The organism is Nonomuraea corallina (genome assembly GCF_027620315.1).
In the GTDB taxonomy this organism is placed as follows: domain Bacteria; phylum Actinomycetota; class Actinomycetes; order Streptosporangiales; family Streptosporangiaceae; genus Nonomuraea; species Nonomuraea corallina.
This window is the reverse complement of record NZ_JAPNNL010000127.1, coordinates 1-22210: the sequence shown is the minus strand read 5'-3', so window position 1 is coordinate 22210 and position 22210 is coordinate 1. Positions and strand designations below refer to the sequence as shown.

The following is a 22210-nucleotide window of genomic DNA, read 5'->3' as shown; positions in this document are numbered from 1 at the left end:
GGCTCTGCCCCTGGTCTCCGTCGTGGGGCCGGGGACCAGGGCGATCAGCGCGGGCGGCGGCTCCATCAGGTCGCTCGCCTGCGCCGGGAACCCGTCGGAGCGCCACGCCGCCGGATCGCTCGGCAGCGGGTCACCCCAGGCGGGCTGGTCGCGTAACGTGTCGGGGATCTCGGCCAGCGGCAGGCCGAGCAGCAGCACCCCGGCCCGCACCTCGTCGCGGGGCGCTGACCGGCAGGCGTGGCAGGAGCGGATGTGCCGGGCTATCCGGGTGCGGTTGCGCCGGCCGGGCGCCTTGGCCCAGTCCGTGACCCGTACCGCCAGCCGCGGGCACCCGTCGCGGGTCCGGGCGGCGCGCACCGCGGCGATCCACTCCTCGATCCGGTCGGCGGCCTCGGCGATGACGGTGTTGACCGCGATCGCCTCGACGTCGAAGATCGCGGCGATCTCCGCGCTCGCCAGTCCGTGCCGTACCGACAGGTCGAGCAGCTCCCGGTGCGGCGCGTCGAGCGCGCGCAGCGCCTCTGGGACGAGGTCCGGGGCCTCCGGCCGGGTCCACGAGCCGGTGCTGGCGGGCCTGGTGGCCGCGACGGCCGCGCGGTGGCAGCGGGCGAGCGCGTACAGCCACGGACGCGTCAGCTCCCGGTCGCCCAGCCGCTCCCCGTGCACGTGTGCCGACAGCAGCGCACCGGCGACGGCGAGCTCGGCGTCGGACGCCGACAGCCCGGTGCGGCAGTAGTCGTAGAGGTGCCTCCCATGCTGTTCGCACAGCCTGCCGATGGCCTCGCGCGCCTCGTTGGACAGCGTCCGCCACATACTCGACTACTCCTCAGCTAGCACGGCGTCCCTCGCCCGGCCCTGGGTACGCCAGGGGCCCGCTAGACGGCCTCCGGCAGGGGGGATTCGGGGTCGCCGGCGCCGGATCGGGCTCCGTCCACGCCGGCCGCGGGCGTGGTGCCGGCGACCCCCGTCCAGGAGGCGGGGAAGGCGGCGGTCATGACGCCCTCCCCTGCGCGGCCGCCCGCCGGGGCGACCGGTTCAGCCTGACCGGGCGGCCCGTCGCCCGTGACAGCGCCCACCACGCGCTGCACAGGTTCGAGGTGAGCAGCGTCCGGTCGTTGCCCGCGCCGAGCGTGCCCAGCACCGGCAGTGTCGGCATCCCGCTGCAGGTGAACAGCAGGACGGCGTCGGCGGGCAGGTCCGCCTGCTTGACCTGGTCGACCAGTTCAGGCGGCGTGATGTCGTACGGGGAGAAGCCGCCCTGCGCCCGCACCGGCACGACCCCGGCGATGCGCATGCCGGCCGCCTTCCAGAACCGCTCGGCCAGCTCCGTCAGCCACGGCTGGTAGGGGGAGACGATGTGCACCTCCTCCACCCCGAGGTGGCCGATCGCCTCCATGATGGCCACCGTCGCGGTCGCGAACGGCACGCCGAACCGCTCGGCCATCCGCTCGCACTCGTCCTGGTCCTCCTCCGGGTCGAGCAGGTAGCGGGGGCCGTCGCAGGCCATGATGAGCGCGTCGAGCGGCAGGTCGCCGAACGAGCGGGCCATCGCGGGCAGCGCCGCGTTGTAGCTCTCCAGCCGTTCCGCCGGCGCCAGACCCGGCCGCACCGGGAACCGGCTCACGTGCATGTCCGCGCGCGAGCCGAGCAGGCGGGTCAGCTCGGGCTCCGCCGACGGGTTGGCGGGCGGCACCAGCACGCCCACCCTGCCGCGGTTCATGCCGTCCTCCCACCGGGTTCCTCGGGCGGCACGTCCGGCGTTCCGCCGGGGACGCGGTCGATCGACGTGAGCGTCCGCAGGTGCCGGATGCGGCGCAGCCGGTGCGCCGTCCTCGCGGAGCTCTGGTCGGCCGGCCGGGTCCCGCGCACGGGAACCCCGTGGTGCTGCGGGCCGTGGACCTCGTCGGGAAGCATGATCACTCCTGTCCATGGGGGTCGCCCCAAGGGGCGGGCACGTCCTGGAGGCCGAGGCGGACCAGTTCTCGATCGGCCTGACCGCGTTCTTCGGTGAAGGCGGCGCGGGGCTCCGGCGTGGGCCATCCGGCCCGCGTCGCGTCCGGGACGGAGCCGTCGGGGAGCCGCCCGGTCGTGGACGCGGGGCGGTCGCCCGGGCCGGGGTCCGGGCCGGGCGGGTGGTGCGCCGGTGGGCGGGTCATCGCGGCGACGACGCGCAGTCGGTGAGGGAGGGGACGACGTCGGACGACCGGCCGGGCGGCCGGTTGGGCACGCTGGCCGCGACCACGCGCTCCGACAGGCACGCGTTCAGCCGGGACAGGCGGGCGCGCGGCGGCACGCTGCCTCCGGCCACCGCGGTCGCCACCCGGACGGCCAGCGACAGGTGCTCGGCGCAGCGCCGCCGCACCTTGGCCTCCAGCCCCACCACCTGGGCCAGCCGGAGCCGCAGCGGCTCCAGGGTGGCGGTGCGCTGCAGTCCGTCGAGGTCCGCCAGGCGGTCCGGCCAGCGCAGGTCGTCGCGGAGCCGGGCCTCCACCTCGTCGACGACGGTCTCCGGCGACTTCCCCTCCTGGGACAGCCGGGTGGCGATGGTGACCGCCATGAAGACGGTCAGGTCGTGGTCGGCGAGCCTGCCATCGAGCGCGGCGGCGAGCACCTGGACGCGGTGCGTCAGGCCGTCGGCGCTCCAGCCGAGCACGAGCAGCCGGTCGGCGGCCGGCTCGACGTGCCAGCCCGCGAGGCGCAGCTCGCGAGCCATCCGGTGGTACAGGCTCCATCTGTCCTCGTCGCCGTCCATCCAGATCTGGACGCCGCCGAAGGGCAGGTCTGACACGTGCACCGGCGTCCCAGCGGGGGCTGATCGTGCGCAGATGCGCTGGATCACCCGTTCCTGCACGGGTGACACCGGCGCTCTGGTGAACCAGGGACTGACCTGGTGATCGATGGTCACGTCCGGCACCTCCCCGCCGGGCGCCTCCGAAGAGCGCCGGCTGTCAGGTAACAGTTTCCACGTGTCGTACGATACTGGCTAAACGCGGGATAGTGTGTCAACTCTCAGTTTTCGTGGAAAAGAAGATGCCCCGAGTGCGGGAACGGTGACCTGCCCGGTCAGTGACGTTCCGCGCCGGGGCCGGGTCTACGCTTGATGGCGTCTTACGGGTATCAGGAGGCATGCGTGGCGAAATTCGCCGAGCGACTCGACCTGGCGCTGGCCAAGCGGGGGTTCACCGGGGCTCAGGTCGCCGCCGCGCTCACCGAGGCCGGCATCCCGATCACCCGCGCCTACGTCAGCCAGTTGCGCACGGGCAAGCAGGCCAACCCCACGCTCCAGGTGCTGCGGGCGCTGGCCGCGTGCCTCCAGGTGAGCGTGGGCTGGCTGGTGGGTGAGGACCACGTCGAGGCCGGCGCGGTCGAGGACCTGCAGCTCCAGGCGTCCGGCATCGGCCTGTCCGCCTCCGGGCTCTCCGAAGGGTCGCTGTCGGTGGTGCGCGGGGTGATCGAGCTGGCCCGCAAGGCGGAGGACCTGCCCGAGCACCCGGAGCCCGCCCTGGAGATCCCCGACGCGGCCGCGCCGCTGGACGAGTCCGTGCGCCGCGCGCTCGGCGAGCGGCTCCACTCGCTGCGCCTGGCCGCGCAGCTGTCACCGGAGAAGGTGGAGACCGTGCTCGGCAAGGGCGCCATCGCGGTCGAGGCGGTCGAGCAGGGACGGATCGCCCCCGCCCCCGCCACGGTCGAGCGCCTGCTCACCCTGTACGGCGTGACCGCGATGCCCGCGCGCGAGTACGTCCTGTCGATCGCGCGCGGCGAGCGCGAGCTCGAATGGTACGACTCCAGCGCGTTCCCGGTCTGGCTGGCCACGACCTGCTCCATCGACAGCAGGGCCTCGGTGATCCGCACCTATCACACCCACTTCGTGCCGCCGCTGCTGCAGACCGAGGCCTACGCGCTCGCGGCGATCGCCGCGGCCGACATGGGGTCCTTCCGGCACACCACGGCCGACGCCGCGGTGGACATCCTGGCCGCCCGCCAGCGGCTCATCCTGGGGCCGAGGGGACCGGTCGTGTGGGCGGTCATGGACGAGGGCGTCCTGTTCCGCTCGATCACGGAGACCCCCGTGCTGCTCGATCAGCTCGACCGGCTGATCGACTTCGCCAAGCGTCCCAATATCTCGCTGCATATCGTGCCCATGGACGGCCCGGCGTACGTCCCGCGTACCGGTCCGTTCACTCTCTGGCGTTTCGACGAGGCCTTCGAGCCCGACATCGCGTGCGCGCACGCGCTGGAGGCGGACGAGCTGATCACCGACGCCGTGCAGGTGGAGGCCTACCACCAGGCGTTCACCAAGCTGTCGGTGACCACGACGACCCGCGACGAGACCCTTGACCTGCTGTGCGCCCATCGGGAAAGGCTCTCGCGATCAATGCGGAATTGATCGTTACCGTACACCCGGTAGAACGAAAGAGCATAAATCTCAAAAAATCTAGGCCTGGGTGCTTGGATAAAGGGATTTTTGAATCATTATGAATTTGGGCAACCGAGTGGGGTCAGCGACCGGAGACTTTCCCAACAGAAAGTGGCGAGGGGAAAGGGGCGACACCCAATGCGCCAGCGTGCTATCCGAAACCTGGCCAATCTCGACACCAGCCATGCACGGATCACCCGCATACTCGACGCCGCGACAGGAGGCAAGAACAACTTCAGAGCCGACAGGGAGGCGGTCAACCGCTATGACATGGCCGCCGAGATCACCACCGCCGCCGCCCAAGCCATTCTCGGGTATCTGACACGGGTCGTACGCCACCTGGCGCTGGAGGGCGTCGACCAGTTCCTGATCGTGGGCAGCGGGGTGCCGAGCGGCCTGCCACCGGGCCGCAGACTGCACGACATCGCACGCGACACGCCGCGCACGGCGTCCGCCCGGGTCGTGTACATCGAGAACGACCCGATGGTGCTCGCCAACGCGCAGGCCACCATCGAGCCGATCACCGATCTCGTGCGGGTGGTCGAGGGCGACATCCCGCAGATCGACGAGATCCTGGACGACCGCGTCGTGCGCACATTCGTGGACTGGAACCGGCCGATGGCCTGGGTCGTGGTCTCGGGCCACAACGTGAGCGACGACGAGCAGGCCCGTCACGTCATCAAGCGGTTACGGGAGAACGCCCCGAAGGGCAGCTTCCTGGCCCTGTTGCAGACCACGTTCGACGGCATACCGCGGGAGTTGCTGCCGGCGATCAACGATCTGCTGGCGATGACGCTGCCGGGTCACGCGGTGCGTACACGTGAGGAGATGGAGTCCCTGCTGGAAGGGCTGGAGTTGCTGGAACCGGGACTGGTGTGGGTCCCGGAGTGGCGGCCGGACGGCGACGGAGACGCCTGCGCCGACCAGCCCGGCAGCTCGGGCAACTACGGAGCCGTGGCGCGGCTGCCGTGATCCAGGGGACATCGCCGCCCGGGCCGAGGGCTCCCCCCGGCCCGGGGCGGCGCCTGTCAGTCCCACCAGAAGGACCAGGCGTGCGAACCGATGAGCTGCCCGGCGTACCCGTGCAGGTCGCCGGCTCCCTGCAGCACGTTGTCCGGGCAGAACGTCCAGTGCTCGGCCGCCACGTGCAGCGCGTGCTCCAGGTCCGCCGGAGGCGCGGCCACGCTGATCTCCAGCGTGTTGAAGCCGACGCCGACCACCCGCGCCCCGAAGCGGTCCTCCCAACTGCGCACCACGGCGGCCAGCGGCACCATCCACTCGTTGTGGTGCAGCGCGCCCTGCCAGCCCATGACGGCCAGCGCGTCGGCGCTCCGCTGCGCGGCCACGAGCCCCAGCGGCATCCCCCTGGCCGCCAGCTCGCCGGCGAACCACGCGGCCACCGCGTCCGGCTCGGCCACCGGACGGCCGGGCGGCGCGAGACCGGGACAGATCGCCCCGTACGGCTCCAGCTCGGCCAGGGCGTCGGGCGGCATCTGCGCCACCCATTCCTCCCAGACCTCGGTCATGAAGCCCTCGGCGGTGAAGTGGTCGATCTGCACCGGATCGTCCGGCACCACCTGGCCCACCGCCCACGGCTGGGCCGACTCGTCCAGCAGGACCGGCCACAGGCCGCTGCGCGGATGCTCGGCCAGGAAACGCCGCCAGTCGTCGCCCGTCGCGGGCTCGTCACTCATCCAGAACGCGGGCCTGAGAGGCTCACCCTGACCGGTGTAGCCCGGGTCGGGCCAGATCACCTCGCCCTCGGGCAGCCCGATCGACAGGCTGCGCCCCCCGCCGCCGTCGGCGAACAACCGGCGCAGCTCTCCCGGCAGCCGATGATCGTCCATGCCCTACCATTCCGAGACGGAATCCTGCCTCCGAGATGGTAGTGCCGCGACTCGCCTGAGCACTTTTGCCCTGGCCGATCCCGTATCCGGCGGCCGAGGGCGCTCCCCGGCCCGGCCGGTCCACGGCCGCGCCGGAAGCGCCAGGGAGAGCCTCAGTAGCCGCCGTACGGCGACTTCGACTGGTTGCCGCTCCTGGAGGAGGTCGGCGTGGGCGCCGGCGTCGCGGCTCTCGACCCGGCGGGCCTGATCACGCCGAGCAGTCCGTGCTTGCCGCCGTCGGCGCCGGCGGAGAACCAGAGCGCGTTCTCGCCGCCGGTGGCGGCCGTGCCCGGCTCCAGGTCCCACAGGCCGGGCAGGCTGATCGGCCGGTTGTCCGCCCCGCGCAGCGCGCCCAGGTGGCGGTTGCCGCGGTAGGCGTGGATGGTGCCGTCGCCGAAGTTGCCGACCAGCAGCGCTCCCGCGTACCGGCCCATGCCGCGCGGCGCCTGGGTGACCGCCCACGGCGCGTTCAGCCCGACGCGGGCGATGCGGCCGGTCAGGCGGCCGTCCAGGTCGAAGCGGCTGACCCAGCCCTTGCCGCGGCCCGCCACCGACTTGCCGGTCTGCGCGTCGCGCAGGGCGTAGGCCACGTAGACGTTGCCGTTCACGACGGAGACGTTGAACGGGTGGTAGTTGTCCGGGAGCTCGCGGTCCCTGAACTGCGCGCGCGACAGCCTGACGCGCCGGAAGTCCTCGTCGAAGACGTGCAGCCGGCCGCCCGCGAAGTCCGCGGCCAGCAGGACGTCGCCCTCGTCGGTCTCGGCCAGGGCCAGGCCCTTGTAGTCGGCGCCGCGGGTGAAGGCGCCGATGATCGCGTTCTTCGGGTCCACCTCGGCGTTCCAGCCGGTGATCGCGCCGCTCGGGCTGGAGAAGATGAAGGTGGCGGGCTTGCCCTTGACGGTGAAGCCGTCACCGCCGTTGAACACCTGGCCCGTCGGTGCGCCGCCGGGGATGGCGACCTCGGTCCGCTCCTTCCTGCCCTGGCCGGAGTAGACGGTGGCGGTGCCGGTGCCGGCGTTGGAGACCCACAGGGTCTTGCCCATGGCCAGCCCCCACGGGTTGACCAGCTTGGGGTCCGTGACGGCCGCCTTCCCGCGGACATCGGAGATCAGGTTGACGACGTCGAACCTGTTCCTGTTCGGGGTGGCCTGGGCGGGGACGGTGAGAGCGGCTGCCGTCGAGACCGCGACAGCGCAGGCCGTGATGATGCGTAACCGCATCCGTGCCTCCTTGTTAGCGCTTGTGACGCGAGATACGCGAGAGCCGTGACCCCGGTTCAGTACGGTGTCGCACAGCCGTCTGACGAGGAGTGACGAGGACATGGACGCGTTGGGCATCGACATCGGCGGCACCGGCATCAAGGGGGCGCCGGTGGACGTGCGGACCGGGGAGCTGACCGGGGATCGGCTGCGCATCGCCACGCCGCGCCCGGCCGAGCCCGGCCCGGTCGCCGATGTGGTGGCGGAGATCGTCCGGCGGTTCGACTGGACCGGTCCTGTCGGCGTGACCTTCCCCGGGGTGGTCGTCGACGGCGTGGTGCGGACCGCGGTCAACATGCACCACGCGTGGGTCGGCGTGCACGCGGGCGAGCTGTTCGGCGGCGCGACCGTGCTCAACGACGCCGACGCGGCGGGCAATGCCGAGATGACGTACGGCAAGGGGCAGGGACGGCGCGGCGTGGTGCTCATGCTGACGTTCGGCACCGGGATCGGCAGCGCGCTGTTCGTCGACGGCGTGCTCGTGCCCAACACCGAGCTGGGCCACCTGCTCCTGCACGGCACCGACGCCGAGCGCCGCGCCTCCGACCGGGCCCGCGAGGTGGAGGACCTGAGCTGGTCGCACTGGGCCGCCCGGGTCGAGGAGTACCTCAAGCACGTCGAGATGCTGTTCACCCCGTCGCTGATCGTCATCGGCGGCGGCGTCAGCAAGAAGGCCGACAAGTTCCTGCCGCACATCCACCTCGACACGCCGGTCGTCCCGGCCGCGCTGCGCAACCAGGCGGGCATCATCGGCGCCGCCCGGTCGGCCGTGGACGGGACGTGACGCGCCGCCCACACCGCGGGCCAAAACGTGACCCCCGCTCAAGGCAACCGTTCGCGCCTTCCAGGAGTCTCATTGGTGACCGTGGTCGCCCACGATGCAACTCTGGGGAGAGTGGGCCGGTCGCGGGCGATCACGGTCGTTAATTCGAGATGCGCGCGACGCCCCCCGTCGGGCACGATGGGCCGTTGGCCCCCGGCACGCGGGGCCGGAATATCCTGAAGTCAGTATGGGAACTCCTGCGTTGTCCTCTCCACTCACCGAGCTCCACTCCCGCCTGCCCGACCTGATGCCGCGCGACCAGCGGCGGCTGCGGCGCAGGCTCGACGGCGTGCGCCGGGTGCGCTCCCGGGAAGCGCGAGAGAAGATCACCGCGGAGATCCTCGCCGACGTCGAACGCGCCGAGCGGCGCCTGCTGCGCCGCCGCGAGGCGGTCCCGGAGATCGCCTATCCGGAGTCGCTGCCGGTCTCGCAGCGCAAGGACGACATCCTGGCGGCCATCCGCGACCACCAGGTCGTCATCGTCGCCGGTGAGACCGGGTCCGGCAAGACCACCCAGATCCCGAAGATCTGCCTGGAGCTGGGCCGGGGCGTACGCGGGCTCATCGGCCACACCCAGCCGCGCCGCATCGCCGCCCGCACCGTCGCCGAGCGCGTCGCCGAGGAGCTCCACACCGACCTGGGCGAGGTCGTCGGCTACAAGGTCCGCTTCACCGACCAGGCCGGCGACCGCACCCTCGTCAAGCTGATGACCGACGGCATCCTGCTCGCCGAGCTCCAGCACGACCGCATGCTGGAGCAGTACGACACGCTCATCATCGACGAGGCCCACGAGCGCAGCCTCAACATCGACTTCATCCTCGGCTACCTCAAGCAGCTGCTGCCGAAGCGCCCCGACCTCAAGGTGATCATCACCAGCGCCACGATCGACCCCGAGCGGTTCTCCCGCCACTTCGGCGACGCGCCGATCATCGAGGTGTCCGGCCGCACCTACCCCGTCGAGGTCCGCTACCGCCCGCTCGGCGAGGACGACGACCAGACGCAGGGCATCGTCGAAGCCTGCCGCGAGCTGACCGGCGAGGGGCCGGGCGACATCCTCGTCTTCCTCAGCGGCGAGCGCGAGATCCGCGACGCCGCCGACGCCCTGGCCAAGGCCGACTTCCGCAACACCGAGATCCTGCCGCTCTACGCCCGGCTCAGCGCCGCCGAGCAGCACCGCGTCTTCCAGCGTCACACCGGCCGCCGCGTCGTGCTGGCCACCAACGTGGCCGAGACGTCCCTGACCGTGCCCGGCATCAAGTACGTCGTCGACCCCGGCTTCGCCCGGATCTCCCGCTACAGCCACCGCACCAAGGTGCAGCGCCTGCCCATCGAGGCGATCTCGCGGGCCAGCGCCGACCAGCGCAAGGGCCGCTGCGGCCGCACCTCCGACGGCGTCTGCGTCCGCCTCTACGAGGAGGAGGACTTCGAGGCCCGGCCGGAGTTCACCGACCCGGAGATCCTGCGCACCAACCTCGCCTCGGTCATCCTCCAGATGACCTCGATCGGGCTGGGCGACATCGAGGCGTTCCCGTTCGTCGAGCCGCCCGACCGCCGCCAGGTCAAGGACGGCGTCAACCTGCTGCACGAGCTCGGCGCGTTCGACGCCGACGGCAGGCTCACCCCGATCGGCCGCAAGCTCGCCACCCTCCCCGTCGACCCCCGGCTCGGCCGCATGGTGCTGGAGGCGGAGAAGAACGGCTGCGTGCGCGAGGTCATGGTGATCGCCGCCGCGCTGTCCATCCAGGACCCGCGCGAACGCCCCGCCGACAAACAGCAGCAGGCCGACGACAAGCACCGCCGCTTCGCCGACCCCGAGTCCGACTTCCTCACCTACCTCAACCTGTGGAACCACCTGCAGGACAAGCAGCGGGAGCTGTCCTCCAGCGCCTTCCGCCGCCTGTGCAAGTCCGAGTTCCTCAACTACCTGCGGGTACGCGAGTGGCAGGACATCTACAGCCAGATCCGCCAGGCGCTCGGCGTGCATCCCAACAGCCACCCGGCCGACCCCGTGCTGGTCCACAAGTCGCTCCTGGTCGGCCTGCTGTCGCACGTCGGCGTCAAGGAGGTCATGGACCGCCAGCGCGCCTCCGACGGCCGCCGGCCCATCCAGGAGTACCTCGGCGCCCGCAACGCCCGCTTCGCCGTCTTCCCCGGCTCCGCGCTGGCCAAGAAGCAGCCGCAGTGGGTGATGTCCGCCGAGCTCGTGGAGACCTCGCGGCTGTGGGCGCGGGTCAACGCCAAGATCGAGCCCGACTGGGTGGAGCCGCTCGCGCAGCACCTCGTCAAACGCGGCTACTCCGAGCCCCACTGGGAGAAGAACCAGGGCGCGGTCATCGCCTACGAGAAGGTCACCCTGTACGGGGTGCCGCTGGTCGTCGGGCGCAAGGTCAACTACGGCCGGATCGACCCCGACCTGTCGCGCGAGCTGTTCATCCGCCACGCGCTCGTCGAGGGCGACTGGGACAGCCACCACCAGTTCCTCAAGGACAACCGGCGGCTGCTCGGCGAGGTCGAGGAGCTGGAGAACCGCGCCCGCCGCCGCGACATCCTGGTCGACGACGAGGCCCTGTTCGACTTCTACGACCAGCGGCTGCCCGCCGACGTGGTCTCGGCCCGCCACTTCGACTCCTGGTGGAAGAAGGCCCGCGCCGAACAGCCCGACCTGCTCACGTTCTCGCCCGACATGCTGGTCAACGAGGGCGCCGACGTCAGCGCCCGCGACTATCCCGACACCTGGCGGCAGCTCGGCCAGCGGATGAGGCTGACCTACCAGTTCGAGCCCGGCGCCGACGCCGACGGCGTCACCGTGCACGTGCCGCTGCACCTGCTCAACCAGGTCACCTCCGACGGCTTCGACTGGCAGATCCCCGGCCTGCGCGAGGACCTCGTCACCGCGCTGATCAGGTCGCTGCCCAAGCCGCTGCGCCGCAACTTCGTGCCCGCGCCCAACTTCGCCAAGCAGGTGCTGGCCAACGCCCGGCCGGGGGCCGAGCCGCTGCTGGAGGCCGTCGAGCGCGAGCTGCTGCGGCTCACCGGCGTCCGCGTGCCGCGCGACGCCTGGCAGCTCGACCAGGTGCCCGACCACCTGCGCATCACGTACCGGGTGATCGACGAGCGCAAGCGCACCCTCGCCGAGGACAAGGACCTCGCGGCGCTCAAGCGCCGCCTCGCCCCGCGCCTGCGCAAGTCCCTCTCCGAGGCCGGCGACGACCTGGAACGCACCGGCCTGCGCACGTGGAGCTTCGGCACGCTGCCCAAGGTGTTCGAGCAGGGCCGGATGAAGGGCTACCCGGCGCTCGTCGACGCCGGCGACTCGGTGTCCGTCAAGATCTTCGAGACGGAGGCGGAGCAGCGCCGCTCCCACTGGACCGGCACCCGCCGCCTGCTCCTGCTGAACGTCGCCAACCCCGCCAAGCCGCTGCTGTCCGGCCTGTCCAACCAGGCCAAGCTGGCGCTGTCGCGCAGCCCGCACGGCGGCGCCGTGGCGATCTTCGGCGACGTGGTCGACGCCGCGGCCGACAAGCTCATGCGCGACCTGGGCGGCCCCGCCTGGGACCCGGCCGGCTTCGACCGCCTCTACCAGCACGTCCGCGCCGAACTGTACGACACGGCCGCCGGCATCCTGGGCCGGGTGGAGCAGATCCTGACGGTGTGGCACGCCGCCGGCACCCGGCTCGACGCGCTGCGCCCCAGCGCCGCGACCGACGACGTGCGCGAGCAGCTCGGCAGGCTCGTCTACCCGGGCTTCGTCACCGCCACCGGCCACGCCCGCCTGCCCGACGTGCTGCGCTATCTGCGCGCCGTCGACCGCCGGCTCACCAAGCTGCCGGAGGACCCGTGGCGCGACGAGGAGTGGATGGCCCGCGTCCACAAGGTCGAGGACGACTATCAGGACCTCCTCGACCGCCTGCCGCCCGCCCGCCGCTCCGACCCGGACGTGACGGAGATCCGCTGGATGATCGAGGAACTGCGGGTCAGCTTCTTCGCCCAGACCCTCGGCACGCCCACCCCGGTGTCGGAGAAGCGCATCGCCAAGGCCATGCAGAGGCTCAGCCCTTGAAGATCGACGTGTCCAGCTCGAACCCGATCGGCGCGGGCAACCACAGGGGCGTGCCGAAGGGGACGGTTGCTTTCGCGAGATACGCGCCGTCGCCGATCTCGCTGTAGACGGTGGCGGAGGGCGTCGTGGCGACGGGGTCGATCAGGAGATAGAGCGGGATGCCGCCGACGGCGTAGAGGGGCGGCTTCTCCTCGCGGTCCCTGATCGCGCTACCGGTCGAGACGACCTCGGCGACCATGATCAGCCCGGACGACCGCAGCTCGCGCTCGCCCCAGAGCGGGCAGTCGAGCGGGGCCAGCACGAAGTCCGGCTCCACAGGCTCACATGGCCCTTCGACGCACACATCGACGTTCCCGACCCATGACTCCCATCCGCGCTCGTCCATGAGAGGGGCGAGAGCCCGGTTGAGGCGCATGGCGGAGCGGCCGTGTGCGGGGGTTCCGACGGGGCTCGCGATGAGGTTCCCTTCGACGACGTCGGCCCGGAAGCCGGGGAGTTCGGGGAGTGCGTCGAACAGCTCTCGCGCGGTCTGCGGCATCCGCTTCTTGCTGGTGGGGGCGAGCTTCGCGTACTCGTCGCGCCGGGTCGCCATGGCAACCATCAGATCTGTCCCTCCGTACTCGAATGGGCACGCTCAGTATTCCACGAATCCGAGCGTCGGGGCGGGCTCGTACAGTGGGACGTGCTGCGCTCGCTCCGGCCCGGACGTGACGGAGATCCGCTGGATGATCGAGGAACTGCGGGTCAGCTTCTTCGCCCAGCCCCTCGGCACGCCCACCCCGGTGTCGGAGAAGCGCATCGCCAAGGCCATGCAGAGGCTCAGCCCTTGAAGGTCGACGTGTCCAGCTCGAACCCGACAGGTGCGGGCAGCGTGATCGGGGAGCCCATGGTGACCCTGGTGGTCATGGCGTAGGCGCCGGCGGCGGGCTTGCTGAGCACGGTCACGCCCGGCTCGTCGCCGATGGGGTCGATGAGCAGGTAGACCGGCACTCGGCCGGCGGCGTAGACCCGGGGCTTCTCGTGACGGTCGGGCGCTGCCCGGCGAGACCACCTCGGCCACCATGAGGACACCAGAGGAGAGCAACTCCAACCGGCCCCAACGAGGACAGTCGGGAGCCGCGAGCGTGTAGTCAGGGGCGCAGGAGTCTCGCGGGCCTTCGATGCAGACGTTCACGCTGCCGACAGACCCTCGCCATCCGTGCTCCCTTCGGAGAGGGAGTAGCGCGTCGTGCAGGTCGGCCGCGATCCAGCCGTGCTCGGGGCCGCCCATGGGACTCACGATCATTTTCCCTTCGACCACCTCTGCCCGTAGACCGGGGAGGGGGCAGGGCATCGAAGAGCTCCCTGGCGGTATGGGGCGCGTCGTTTCCGGCGACGGGCTCCTGCTCGCGGATGGTCATGGCCGCCATGAACATGTCCCTTCGTGCTTGATTCGCCACGCTCAGTATTCCATGGATGGGGTCGCGTACCCGGCTCGTACAGTGGAGGGAAGATTCCAGATGACGGATGGGTTTTGATGATCAAGGCTGTGGTGCTGGACGTCGGCGAGACCGTGATCGACGAGACGCGGATCTGGTCGCGGTGGGCCGACCGGCTCGGGGTGCCGAGATTCCTGCTGATGGGCGTGCTCGGCGGGATGGCGGCGCTGGACCGCTCCTACAGCGAGGGGTTCGAGCTGGTGCGGCCCGGGTTCGACGTCGAGGCCGAGATCGCGGCCTGGGAACGGGACGAGCCCGACAGCCTGCGCAACCACTTCGACGCCGACGATCTCTATCCCGACGCGCGGGAGGCGCTCGGCGCGCTGCGGGAGGCGGGCTACCAGGTGATCCTCGCGGGCAACCAGCCGGAGCGGGCCTACGACGCGCTGATGGCGATGGACCTGCCCGTCGACTCGGTGCACACGTCCGACGGGTGGGGGGTTGCCAAGCCGCAGCCCGGGTTCTTCACCAAGGTGGCGGCGGTCGCCGGGCGCGAGCCTGGCGAGATCCTGTACGTGGGGGACCGGCTCGACAACGACGTGCGCCCGGCCGCCGCGGCCGGGATGCGGACCGCGCTGCTGCGCCGCGGCCCGTGGGGCTACCTGCACGCGGCCCGGCCGGAAGCGCGCGAGGTCGCCGACGTGATCGCCGACGACCTGCACGCGCTGCTGCCGGCCCTGCGCCGCCTGAGCTGACCGCCCGCCGGGGCGCCGCCCTTACGGCGTCTCGCGTACGGCCTCGCGCAGTTCTTCCTTGTCCATCTGGGAGCGGCCGGGGATGTCGGACTTCTGGGCCTGTTCGTACAGTTCCGCCTTGGTGGCGTCGCCGCCGGGGTCGTGCACGGACCTCAGGGCCTTCAGCTCCTCGTCGCGGCGCTGCTCGAAGGCCCTGCCCAGCTCCTGGAGCCGCTTGTGGCCGGCCTTGCGGGCGAGCTGCGGCAGCAGGTCGCTCTCCTCCTCCTCGACGTGGTGGGAGACCGCCTCGACGAGCTTGTCCAGCGTCTGCCGGAACGCAGAGGTGCCGGGGGTGGCCCGGACCAGCTCGTCGAGGATCACCTCGGCCTCCTTGTGCTCCTCCAGGCCGTGGTGCGCTTCCGCGTCGAGGTCGGGGTAGACCCGGTCCTCCTCGGCGCGGGCGTGCGCGGTGAGCAGGGCGTGCAGCTCGGCCACGGTGGCCTTCGCGTCGCCCTCCTCCTTCTTGAGCCGCTCGAAGAGCGCCTCGACCTTGCGGTGATCGTTCGTGATCAGGGTGATGACGTCGGTTGCCATGGCGACCGTGGCTACCCCGGTGGTCACCGCCCAATCGCGGCGCCGGTGAGAGAACGCGGGTCCGCGGCCCCGGCCAGCATCCCGTCCGGCAGCACCTCGATCAGGTGCGCGTGACCGAACGCCCCGCCGGGTACCGGCGACACCCGGTGACCGAGCGCGGACAGCCCGTCCTGCCAGCCGGTGCCGTCCTCCAGCTCCACCACCGTCCCTTCGGCGCTCTTGGCACGCTGCCAGGTGTCGAAGCCGGTGTCGCTGCCGAACCGCCAGCGCGGCGCCGCGATCACCGCTCCCGGGTCCTGCCCGTGCCGCAACAGCCTGGTGAGCACCTGGAGCAGGATCTGCGGCTGCGCGTCACCGCCCATCGTGCCGGCGACCGCGCGGAGCGAACCGTCCGGGCGGGTGACGAGCGCGGGCGTGAGCGTGTGCGGCGGACGCCTGCCGGGGCCGTACTCGGCGGGATGGCCGGGCTCCAGGGAGAAGCCGATGCCGCGGTTGTGCAGGTTGATTCCGGTACGGGGCTCGAACAGGAAGCTGCCGAAACCGGAGGCGTTCGACTGGATGAGGGAGACGCCGAGCCCGTCGCCGTCCACCGCGCAGAGGTACGTGGTGTCGCCGTCCGCGGCCGGCACCGGCAGGTCCCGCCGCCCGGCCGCCGCCCGCCGGCGCTCGATCTCCGCGGGGGAGAGCAGGCCGGTGGCGTGCTCGTGCAGCACGGCGACGCGGTCGTGCGCGGCGGCGCGGGCGGCCCCGGCCAGGACATGGGCCCAGGCGGCGGACGTGGTCGAGTGCGGCAGGTCCAGCCCGTCCAGGATGCCCAGTGAGAGCAGCAGCAGGTAGCCCTGGGAGTTGGGCGGGGCCGACCACACGTCGTGGCCGAACGCCCGCACCCGCAGCGGCTCCACCCAGTCGGCGTGCGCCCGTTCCAGGTCGGCGCGGGTGTACTCGCCCGCCCCGAGCTCCAGCAGGCCCTCGCCGAACTCGCCCAGGTAGAACCCGGCCCGCCCGCCCGCGGCGACGGCCTCCAGCGCGCGGGCCACGCCGGGCCTGCGGACGCGGTCGCCCGCCGTACGGACCCCGGCGAGATCGGCGGCGCCGGGCCGGTCCGCCACGTCCCGGACCCTCGGCGCCAGCAGCGGTGAGGCGGGGAAGCCGTCACGGGCCAGCCGGATCGCGGGGGCGAACAGCTCGGCCAGGGGGAGCCTGCCGTAGCGGGCGTGCAGGGCCAGCCAGCCGTCCACGCAGCCCGGCACCGGCACGGACCTGACGTCCAGCCGGTGCGGCATGAGCCGGTGGCCCTCGCCGCGCAACCGTCCGGCGTCCGCGCCGGACCCGGCCCGCCCGGAGGCGTTGAGCGCGCGCACCGTCCCGCCCGGCGCTCCTCCGGCCGGGGCGGAGCCGTCGTGGACGAGGGCGAACAGGTCGCCGCCGAGCCCGCACATGTGCGGCGAGGTGACGGCGAGCACGGCGTTGGCGGCGATCGCGGCGTCGGCCGCGGACCCGCCGCGGTCGAGCGCGGTCACGCCGGCCGCGGACGCGAGATGATCGATGCTGCACACCATCCCGGAAGGTGCATATCGCGTGTTTCGCACCTGTCGAGACTAGGCGTTCTCCAGCCCGGCGCGCGGCGGCCGTCAGCCGATCGGGTCCCGGGGCCGGTAGCGGCCGGACAGGCGGGCCAGTTTGAGGCTCAGGTGCAGCGCCAGCCGCTCCCCGCCGTCCTTCAGGTCGGTGCGGGCCAGCTCCTCCACCCGCTGTAACCGGTAGTACAGCGAGGTCCGGTGCAGGCGCAGCGCCCGCGAGGTGGCGACGGCGCTGCCCGCCAGGTCCAGATAGGTCTCCAGCGTCTCCAGCAGCGGCAGGTGCTGCGCGTCGCCCAGCAGCGGTTCGAGCCCCGGGTGCAGCTCCGAGTCGGACAGCCGGGTGAGCATCCGGTAGACGCCCAGCCGCTCCCACAGGGCCGAGCGGCCCAGTCCCGGCACCCGGGCGGCCACGTCGGCGGCGTGCCGCGCCTCGGCGTAGGACCCGGACGCCTCGGCCAGTGCCGGGCGCGGGCGGCCGATGCCGACCACGACCGGCACCGACATGGCGGCGTGCACCTCGTCGGCGGCGACCGGGGAGCCGGCCACGAGCAGCGCCGCGTGGTCGTAGCGGACCAGGTGGAGCGGGTGGTGCCCGCTCAGCCGCCGCCGCAGGGCCAGCAGCCCCTGTTCCAGCGCCAGGCGCAGCGCGTCGTCCGGTTCGCCCGCCGGCGGCCTGGCCACCAGCACGGTCACCGGCTGCGCCTGCGGGAACGCGCCCGCCTCGATGAGCTGGGCCGCCGACTCCCGTTCGCCCATGAGCAGCCCGGTGACCGCCTCCAGCTCCCGGTGCGAGGCCAGCCCGGTGGCCAGGCTCTCGTGGAACAGCGCCAGGGCCACCGCGGGAACGGCCCCGGCCGCCTCGGCGACCTGGGCCCCGGACATGGCCGGCCCGGCGTCGATGAACCACAGGAACCCCAGCAGCGCCGTCTCGTGCCGTACGGGGACGCACACCCGGGGCAGCAGCCCGAGAGGCGGCGCGCCCGGGGTGCGCAGCGGCTCCTGCGCGTCGTGCACCCCCGCGTCGCGCAGCCACTGCCGCACCTCGGGCGTGGTGTGCCGGCGCAGGATGGAGTCGCGGCGGACGTCGTCCATGGGACCGTTCTGCGCGCTGTAGGCGACCACCCGCTGCAGGCGGTCCTCCAGCAGCAGCGGGCGGCCGAGCCGCGCCGCGAGGTCGTCGACGATCCGCTGAAGATCCGCCACAAGCGCCCCTCGATCAGGACTTTTCATCATTTGTAGGAAATGAGGTCTAATGTCTTCCCTACAACTGAACGGTGATCTCGGTCAATATGCTCTATACCGTCGAGCCGTGATTGTCCCGAAAAAGCTGCTGGGAGCCTTTCTGTCGGCCATCGTGCTGATTCCGATGAGCCTGATGGCGACCCCCGCTTCCGCAGAACCCCCCGCAGACCCCGAGCACCCCTGGCGGCTCGGCCACTGGCCGCAGACCCAGCCCTGGCAGCGTGACGAGCCGGCGGAGAACCCCGCCGCCCAGCGCGCCCGGCCCACGACCGGCATCGCCCCGATCGATCCGCAGAACTGGCAGAACCCGGACCACATGACGTGGGCCGACTACCAGAAGGTGCCCGGCACCAACTGGAACGACCCGGACGTCAAGGGCTCGGTGCGCACCTTCAAGGGCGCCCTGGTGCTGCTCGACTACCCGAACCAGCCCTTCGTCGTCACCCAGCCGCAAGGCTCGACGATCTTCGGCAACCCCAGCGCCGAGGCCCACGACGTGCCCCGCGACCAGGTCGCCAAGTTCTACCAGGACTTCCTCAACACCCCCAACGACCTCAACCGCGGCCACACCATCCACGAGTACTGGATGGAGGACTCCGGCGGCCGCTACGGCGTCGAGCTGACCGGGTTCGGCCCGTACACGATGCCCGGCAAGGACCACGAGTACGCGCTGGAGTACCAGCGGGACGCCTGCCCCGCCGGCGACACCTGCACCCGCAACCTGCGCACCGACGGCAACGCCGCCTGGCTGGCCGACGTCGGCCAGGAGGTGGCCGACCAGTTCGACTTCGTCTTCTACGTGAGCGCCGGCCAGGACGAGTCGTCCACCTGGCAGGAGTTCGGCATGATGAAGTTCCCGGCCAAGGAGGACGTGCCCGACGAGTGGGGGCCGGAGAACGACCCCGCCCTGCCCAACTGGTCCAGGACCCGCTACGTCGAGTGGACCTCCTGGCAGGCCGGCTCCACGTTCTGGCCCAACGCCCGGTTCGGCGTCGACTCGGTGCAGGCCGAGAGCTCCGGCATGGCGGTCTACGCCCACGAGCTGAGCCACATCATGGGCATCGCCGACAACTACAACAACCCGTACGGGGTGCCGCCGCGCCGCGCGTACACCGGCATCTGGGAGATGCTCAGCCGCGGCAGCTTCAACGGGCCCGGCGGACCGCACTCGCGCTGGCTGATCCCGCCCACCGCGGGCGCGTCCATGGGCGCCCAGCACATGCTGCGCAACAAGATCAAACTGGAGATGGTGGACGAGAAGAACGTCCTGCGCCTGTCGCGCGAGGCGCTGGACGAGTCCGGCCTCGTGACGGCCAGGGTGACGGCCCGCGCCGCGCAGCCCGGCGACAAGGGCCTGTCCGGCGTCAACATCTCCTTCGACACCGGTGACAAGAGCCCCGCCTGCGACCCGAACACCGACCCGCTGTGCGACGGCGGCGGCTACGACAACTACACCGTCGAGGTCGTCGACCGGATGGGCAGCGACTCGTTCACCCCCGACTCCGGCGTCCTCCTGGCCAAGACCAAGAACGCCGACCGGGCCCCGTTCGAGTGGGTGATCGACGCCAACCCGCAGGACATCGGCATGACCGACTACGTGCTGCCCGACGGCACCGAGGTGCCGATCACGATCGGCGACTACCGGCAGCTCTCCGACGCGCTCTTCCACGCCGGCACCGACTCCGGCAGCGAGTACGAGTACGTCGACGAGGCCAACCGGCTGCACTTCTACATCACCGACGTGCACCGTGACCGCAAGGGCATCCTGTCCTACACCGTGGCGATCCGCTCCCTCGACGGCGCGGGCCCGCAGCGGCGCGGCGTGCGGCTGCTGCCCGCCGCCGGACTCCCGGCCGGCAAGAACCTGTCCACCTGCAAGTTCCCGCTGTTCAACACCGGCAGGTCCGCACCGGCCCAGGGGCAGCACCCCGAGGACGTCAGCGGACACCTGAAGTCCGACGTCTACCGCCTCACCGCGGAGGTGTCCGGCCGGGGCTGGACCGCGCAGGTGCCCAACGCGCTCGCCGCCGTCGAGTTCGGCGAAGGGCGGACCGTGACCGTCAACGCCGTCCGCGACTCCGGCGGCGCGAAGCTGGCCCGGGTCAAGCTCACCGCCACCTCGGAGAGCGACCCGGCCAAGTCGGCGACGGCCACCTGCACCGTGATCGGCCTCTGACGGGCCTCTGAAGGGCTTCTGACGGGCCTCTGAAGGGCTTCTGGCGAGAACGACGGGGCACGGCGCCGGCCGTGCCCCGTCGGCTTCCGTCTCAGGCGTGCGGCGGCCTGAGCAGCTCGCCCGCCGCCCGCCTGGCCTCGTGGATGCTCTCCTCGAACAGCTCGCGCGCCTGCCTGGCCTGCTCGGTCAGCTCCCTGAGATGCGCGCGGGCCAGGTCGTCGCGGACCGTGTCGGCGATCAGCGCCTGATAGTCGGGGGTGCGCGCGGCCAGCGCCTCCAGCCGCTGGTGCGCGTGGAACACCTTGTCGGCCTTCACGACCTGCTTGGCGTACTGCTCCAGGTTGCGCACCCGCTTCGACAGCGACGTCCAGGCCGCGTCCAGCGCGGTGCTGTACGGCTTGAACGCGTCCTGCAGCCCCGTGGGGAGCTCCTTGGGGACGATCTTGCTGTGCTCGGCGTGCATGGCCGAGAGCTTGCGCAGCCGCTGCGCGATCTGCCAGACCTCCTCGGGGAGCGTCACCCGGTTGTCGATGGTGTCGATCAACCCGGCCCGGTGCACCCGCGAGCCGAGGATCGTCTCGGCCGCCCGCTGCGCCCGCCGCAGCAGCACCTGGCAGGGGTAGTCGAGGTCCTCGGGCAGGATGTAGCGGTCGGCGTGCTCGTACGCCAGGCGGAGCTTGCGGCGGGTGTCCCTGTGGTACGCGCTGGTCAGCCAGCGCAGCAGGCCGATGACGGCGGCGCCGATGGCGGTGACGACGGCCGGCGCGGTGCCGGCCGTCATCCACAGCAGCATCAGCAGGCCGGGCACGACGAAGAGCCAGGTGAGGTTGCGGGAGCTTTCCATCCGCCAGCCGGACCTGGCCAGTCGGAGCACGTGCGGGCTCGACCGGAGTTCGACAGAGAGGTCCGGGGGCAGCGATGGATCGATCACCAGCCGTGGGGGCAGAGCGCGTGGATCCATAGGTTCATGCTGCGTTATGAACCGCGAATCCGCTCATCTTTGCCTGACATATAGGGTCGACGGAGTGAACGCGATGAGCAGATGGATCGATCTTGAAGGTGCCGTCAACGTCCGTGACCTGGGCGGGATTCCGACGCGTGACGGCGGTGTCACGCGGTTCGGCCGGATCCTGCGCGCCGACAACCTGCAGGGGCTGACCTCGGGCGACGTCTCACGACTGGTCGGCGAGCTCAAGCTCCGGCACGTCGTCGACCTGCGCTCGACGGCCGAGGTGACGCTGGAGGGCCCGGGGCCGCTGGCCGCGGTGCCGGAGGTGACCCACCACCACCTGACACTTTTCCCCGAGGGCGGACGGCGCACCGACGTGGAGGCCGACACCATCGACGCCGACCGGGTGCTGCCCTGGCACGAGCGCCAGATCGACGCGGAGCTGCGCGTCACCGGCTTCTACTACGGCTACCTGCGCGACCGGTCGGACGCGGTGGTGCGGGCGCTGCGCGCCATGGCCCGCGACGACGGCGCCGCCGTCGTCCACTGTGCCGCGGGCAAGGACCGCACCGGCGTGCTGTGCGCGCTGGCGCTGGAGGTGGCCGGCGCCACCCGTGAGGCGATCGTGGCCGACTACGTGGCCACGGGGGAGCGGCTGGAGCTCATCCTGCGCCGCCTGCGCGCCAGCTCCACCTACCGCGACGACCTGGACTCGCGCCCGGCCGACGACCACATGCCGCGCCCGCGCTACATCGAGCAGTTCCTGAGCGTGCTCGACGAGCGGTTCGACGGCCCGCTCGGCTGGCTGGCCCGGCACGGCTGGACCGACGACGACAGCCAGGCGATGCGCGCCCGCCTGCGCGACTAGCCGAGGCGCACCACGCCCTGCCCGGAGGCCGACCGGCGGGCCGCCTCGATCACCTCCAGCGCCGCCACGGCGCTGTCCGGGGTCACCGGAGGAGGCCCGCCGGCGCGCAGCGCCGACTCCACGCCCCGGTAGAAGTCGAGGTACGCGCCGGGCTCGGTGGGCACCTCGCGCAGGTCGTCGCCGGCCCCGAGCACCCCCCAGCGC

General features: G+C 71.9%; 21 protein-coding genes and 2 pseudogenes. 8 read left to right on the top strand and 15 right to left on the bottom strand.

Features of this window, described 5'->3' with window-relative positions:
* The 5 genes from OUY22_RS26100 to OUY22_RS26080 form a co-directional block, all read right to left on the bottom strand.
* Positions 1-813, bottom strand: an 813-nt coding sequence (locus OUY22_RS26100; protein WP_408638201.1) for an RNA polymerase sigma factor, incomplete at its 3' end; no start/stop codon positions are given.
* 178 nt (positions 814-991) lie between these two features.
* Entirely contained in the window at positions 992-1720 is a 729-nt protein-coding gene (locus OUY22_RS26095; RefSeq protein WP_270157800.1) for a maleate cis-trans isomerase family protein, read from the bottom strand.
* The gene (locus OUY22_RS26090) at positions 1717-1914 is read right to left on the bottom strand and encodes a hypothetical protein (RefSeq protein ID WP_270157799.1); all 198 of its coding nucleotides are present in this window, start codon (positions 1912-1914) and stop codon (positions 1717-1719) included. Before OUY22_RS26090 ends, OUY22_RS26095 begins: the two co-directional genes overlap by 4 nt.
* Positions 1915-1916: 2 nt before the next feature.
* Entirely contained in the window at positions 1917-2156 is a 240-nt protein-coding gene (locus OUY22_RS26085; RefSeq protein ID WP_270157798.1) for a hypothetical protein, read from the bottom strand.
* Complete coding sequence (locus OUY22_RS26080; RefSeq protein WP_270157797.1) at positions 2153-2905, bottom strand: hypothetical protein; 753 nt, start codon at positions 2903-2905, stop codon at positions 2153-2155. Before OUY22_RS26080 ends, OUY22_RS26085 begins: the two co-directional genes overlap by 4 nt.
* Positions 2906-3130: 225 nt before the next feature.
* Here OUY22_RS26080 and OUY22_RS26075 point away from each other — a divergent pair, with 225 nt between their 5' ends.
* Both OUY22_RS26075 and OUY22_RS26070 read left to right on the top strand, forming a co-directional pair.
* Positions 3131-4387 carry a helix-turn-helix domain-containing protein gene (locus tag OUY22_RS26075; RefSeq protein ID WP_270157796.1) on the top strand — a complete coding sequence of 419 codons (1257 nt, stop codon included), beginning with the start codon at positions 3131-3133 and terminating at the stop codon, positions 4385-4387.
* A gap of 168 nt (positions 4388-4555) precedes the next feature.
* On the top strand, positions 4556-5389 hold the full coding sequence (locus tag OUY22_RS26070; RefSeq protein ID WP_270157795.1) for an SAM-dependent methyltransferase: 834 nt from the start codon (positions 4556-4558) through the stop codon (positions 5387-5389).
* A gap of 56 nt (positions 5390-5445) precedes the next feature.
* Here OUY22_RS26070 and OUY22_RS26065 read toward each other — a convergent pair whose 3' ends face one another.
* Both OUY22_RS26065 and OUY22_RS26060 read right to left on the bottom strand, forming a co-directional pair.
* On the bottom strand, positions 5446-6264 hold the full coding sequence (locus OUY22_RS26065; protein WP_270157794.1) for a DUF4253 domain-containing protein: 819 nt from the start codon (positions 6262-6264) through the stop codon (positions 5446-5448).
* 152 nt (positions 6265-6416) lie between these two features.
* The gene (locus OUY22_RS26060; RefSeq protein ID WP_270157793.1) at positions 6417-7523 is read right to left on the bottom strand and encodes a TIGR03118 family protein; all 1107 of its coding nucleotides are present in this window, start codon (positions 7521-7523) and stop codon (positions 6417-6419) included.
* Positions 7524-7623: 100 nt separating this feature from the next.
* Here OUY22_RS26060 and ppgK point away from each other — a divergent pair, with 100 nt between their 5' ends.
* Positions 7624-8346, top strand: a complete 723-nt coding sequence (gene ppgK, locus OUY22_RS26055) for a polyphosphate--glucose phosphotransferase (RefSeq protein ID WP_270157792.1) — start codon at positions 7624-7626, stop codon at positions 8344-8346.
* A 226-nt stretch (positions 8347-8572) separates the two neighbouring features.
* Positions 8573-12445: an ATP-dependent RNA helicase HrpA gene (gene hrpA / locus OUY22_RS26050; protein ID WP_270157791.1), complete on the top strand. Its 3873-nt coding sequence runs from the start codon at positions 8573-8575 to the stop codon at positions 12443-12445.
* Here the strand turns inward: hrpA and OUY22_RS26045 are convergent.
* Positions 12435-13037, bottom strand: a complete 603-nt coding sequence (locus OUY22_RS26045) for a Uma2 family endonuclease (RefSeq protein WP_270157790.1) — start codon at positions 13035-13037, stop codon at positions 12435-12437. The genes hrpA and OUY22_RS26045 overlap by 11 nt on opposite strands.
* Positions 13038-13152: 115 nt before the next feature.
* Between OUY22_RS26045 and OUY22_RS26040 the strand changes: the two genes are divergently transcribed.
* Entirely contained in the window at positions 13153-13275 is a 123-nt protein-coding gene (locus tag OUY22_RS26040) for a DUF3418 domain-containing protein (protein WP_270157789.1), read from the top strand.
* Here the strand turns inward: OUY22_RS26040 and OUY22_RS36805 are convergent.
* Both OUY22_RS36805 and OUY22_RS36960 read right to left on the bottom strand, forming a co-directional pair.
* On the bottom strand, positions 13265-13435 hold the full coding sequence (locus OUY22_RS36805; RefSeq protein WP_333486791.1) for a hypothetical protein: 171 nt from the start codon (positions 13433-13435) through the stop codon (positions 13265-13267). The genes OUY22_RS26040 and OUY22_RS36805 overlap by 11 nt on opposite strands.
* Positions 13436-13529: 94 nt before the next feature.
* Positions 13530-13715: pseudogene (locus OUY22_RS36960) on the bottom strand (Uma2 family endonuclease); the annotation flags it as partial.
* A gap of 246 nt (positions 13716-13961) precedes the next feature.
* On the opposite strand from OUY22_RS36960, the gene OUY22_RS26030 reads away from it, so the two are divergent.
* Positions 13962-14618, top strand: coding sequence for an HAD family hydrolase (locus OUY22_RS26030; protein WP_270157788.1), 657 nt, complete (start codon positions 13962-13964; stop codon positions 14616-14618).
* A gap of 21 nt (positions 14619-14639) precedes the next feature.
* On the opposite strand, the gene OUY22_RS26025 is transcribed toward OUY22_RS26030, so the two are convergent.
* The 3 genes from OUY22_RS26025 to OUY22_RS26015 all read right to left on the bottom strand — a co-directional run bounded on the left by OUY22_RS26025 (position 14640) and on the right by OUY22_RS26015 (position 17974).
* Positions 14640-15191 (bottom strand): hemerythrin domain-containing protein, encoded by a 552-nt coding sequence (locus OUY22_RS26025; RefSeq protein ID WP_270157787.1) that lies wholly within the window; start codon positions 15189-15191, stop codon positions 14640-14642.
* Between the two features lie 23 nt (positions 15192-15214).
* Positions 15215-16750 (bottom strand): gamma-glutamyltransferase family protein, encoded by a 1536-nt coding sequence (locus tag OUY22_RS26020; protein ID WP_270157785.1) that lies wholly within the window; start codon positions 16748-16750, stop codon positions 15215-15217.
* A 72-nt stretch (positions 16751-16822) separates the two neighbouring features.
* Positions 16823-17974, bottom strand: coding sequence for a PucR family transcriptional regulator (locus OUY22_RS26015; protein ID WP_270157784.1), 1152 nt, complete (start codon positions 17972-17974; stop codon positions 16823-16825).
* A 106-nt stretch (positions 17975-18080) separates the two neighbouring features.
* Between OUY22_RS26015 and OUY22_RS26010 the strand changes: the two genes are divergently transcribed.
* Positions 18081-20189 (top strand): M6 family metalloprotease domain-containing protein, encoded by a 2109-nt coding sequence (locus OUY22_RS26010; RefSeq protein ID WP_270157783.1) that lies wholly within the window; start codon positions 18081-18083, stop codon positions 20187-20189.
* A 91-nt stretch (positions 20190-20280) separates the two neighbouring features.
* Here the strand turns inward: OUY22_RS26010 and OUY22_RS26005 are convergent, their stop codons facing one another.
* Positions 20281-21150: a hypothetical protein gene (locus tag OUY22_RS26005; protein WP_270157782.1), complete on the bottom strand. Its 870-nt coding sequence runs from the start codon at positions 21148-21150 to the stop codon at positions 20281-20283.
* A gap of 73 nt (positions 21151-21223) precedes the next feature.
* Here OUY22_RS26005 and OUY22_RS26000 point away from each other — a divergent pair, with 73 nt between their 5' ends.
* On the top strand, positions 21224-22006 hold the full coding sequence (locus OUY22_RS26000) for a tyrosine-protein phosphatase (RefSeq protein ID WP_270157781.1): 783 nt from the start codon (positions 21224-21226) through the stop codon (positions 22004-22006).
* Here OUY22_RS26000 and OUY22_RS25995 read toward each other — a convergent pair.
* A pseudogene (locus tag OUY22_RS25995) lies at positions 22003-22210 on the bottom strand (oxidoreductase); the annotation flags it as partial. The gene OUY22_RS26000 and the pseudogene OUY22_RS25995 sit on opposite strands and share 4 nt — an antisense overlap.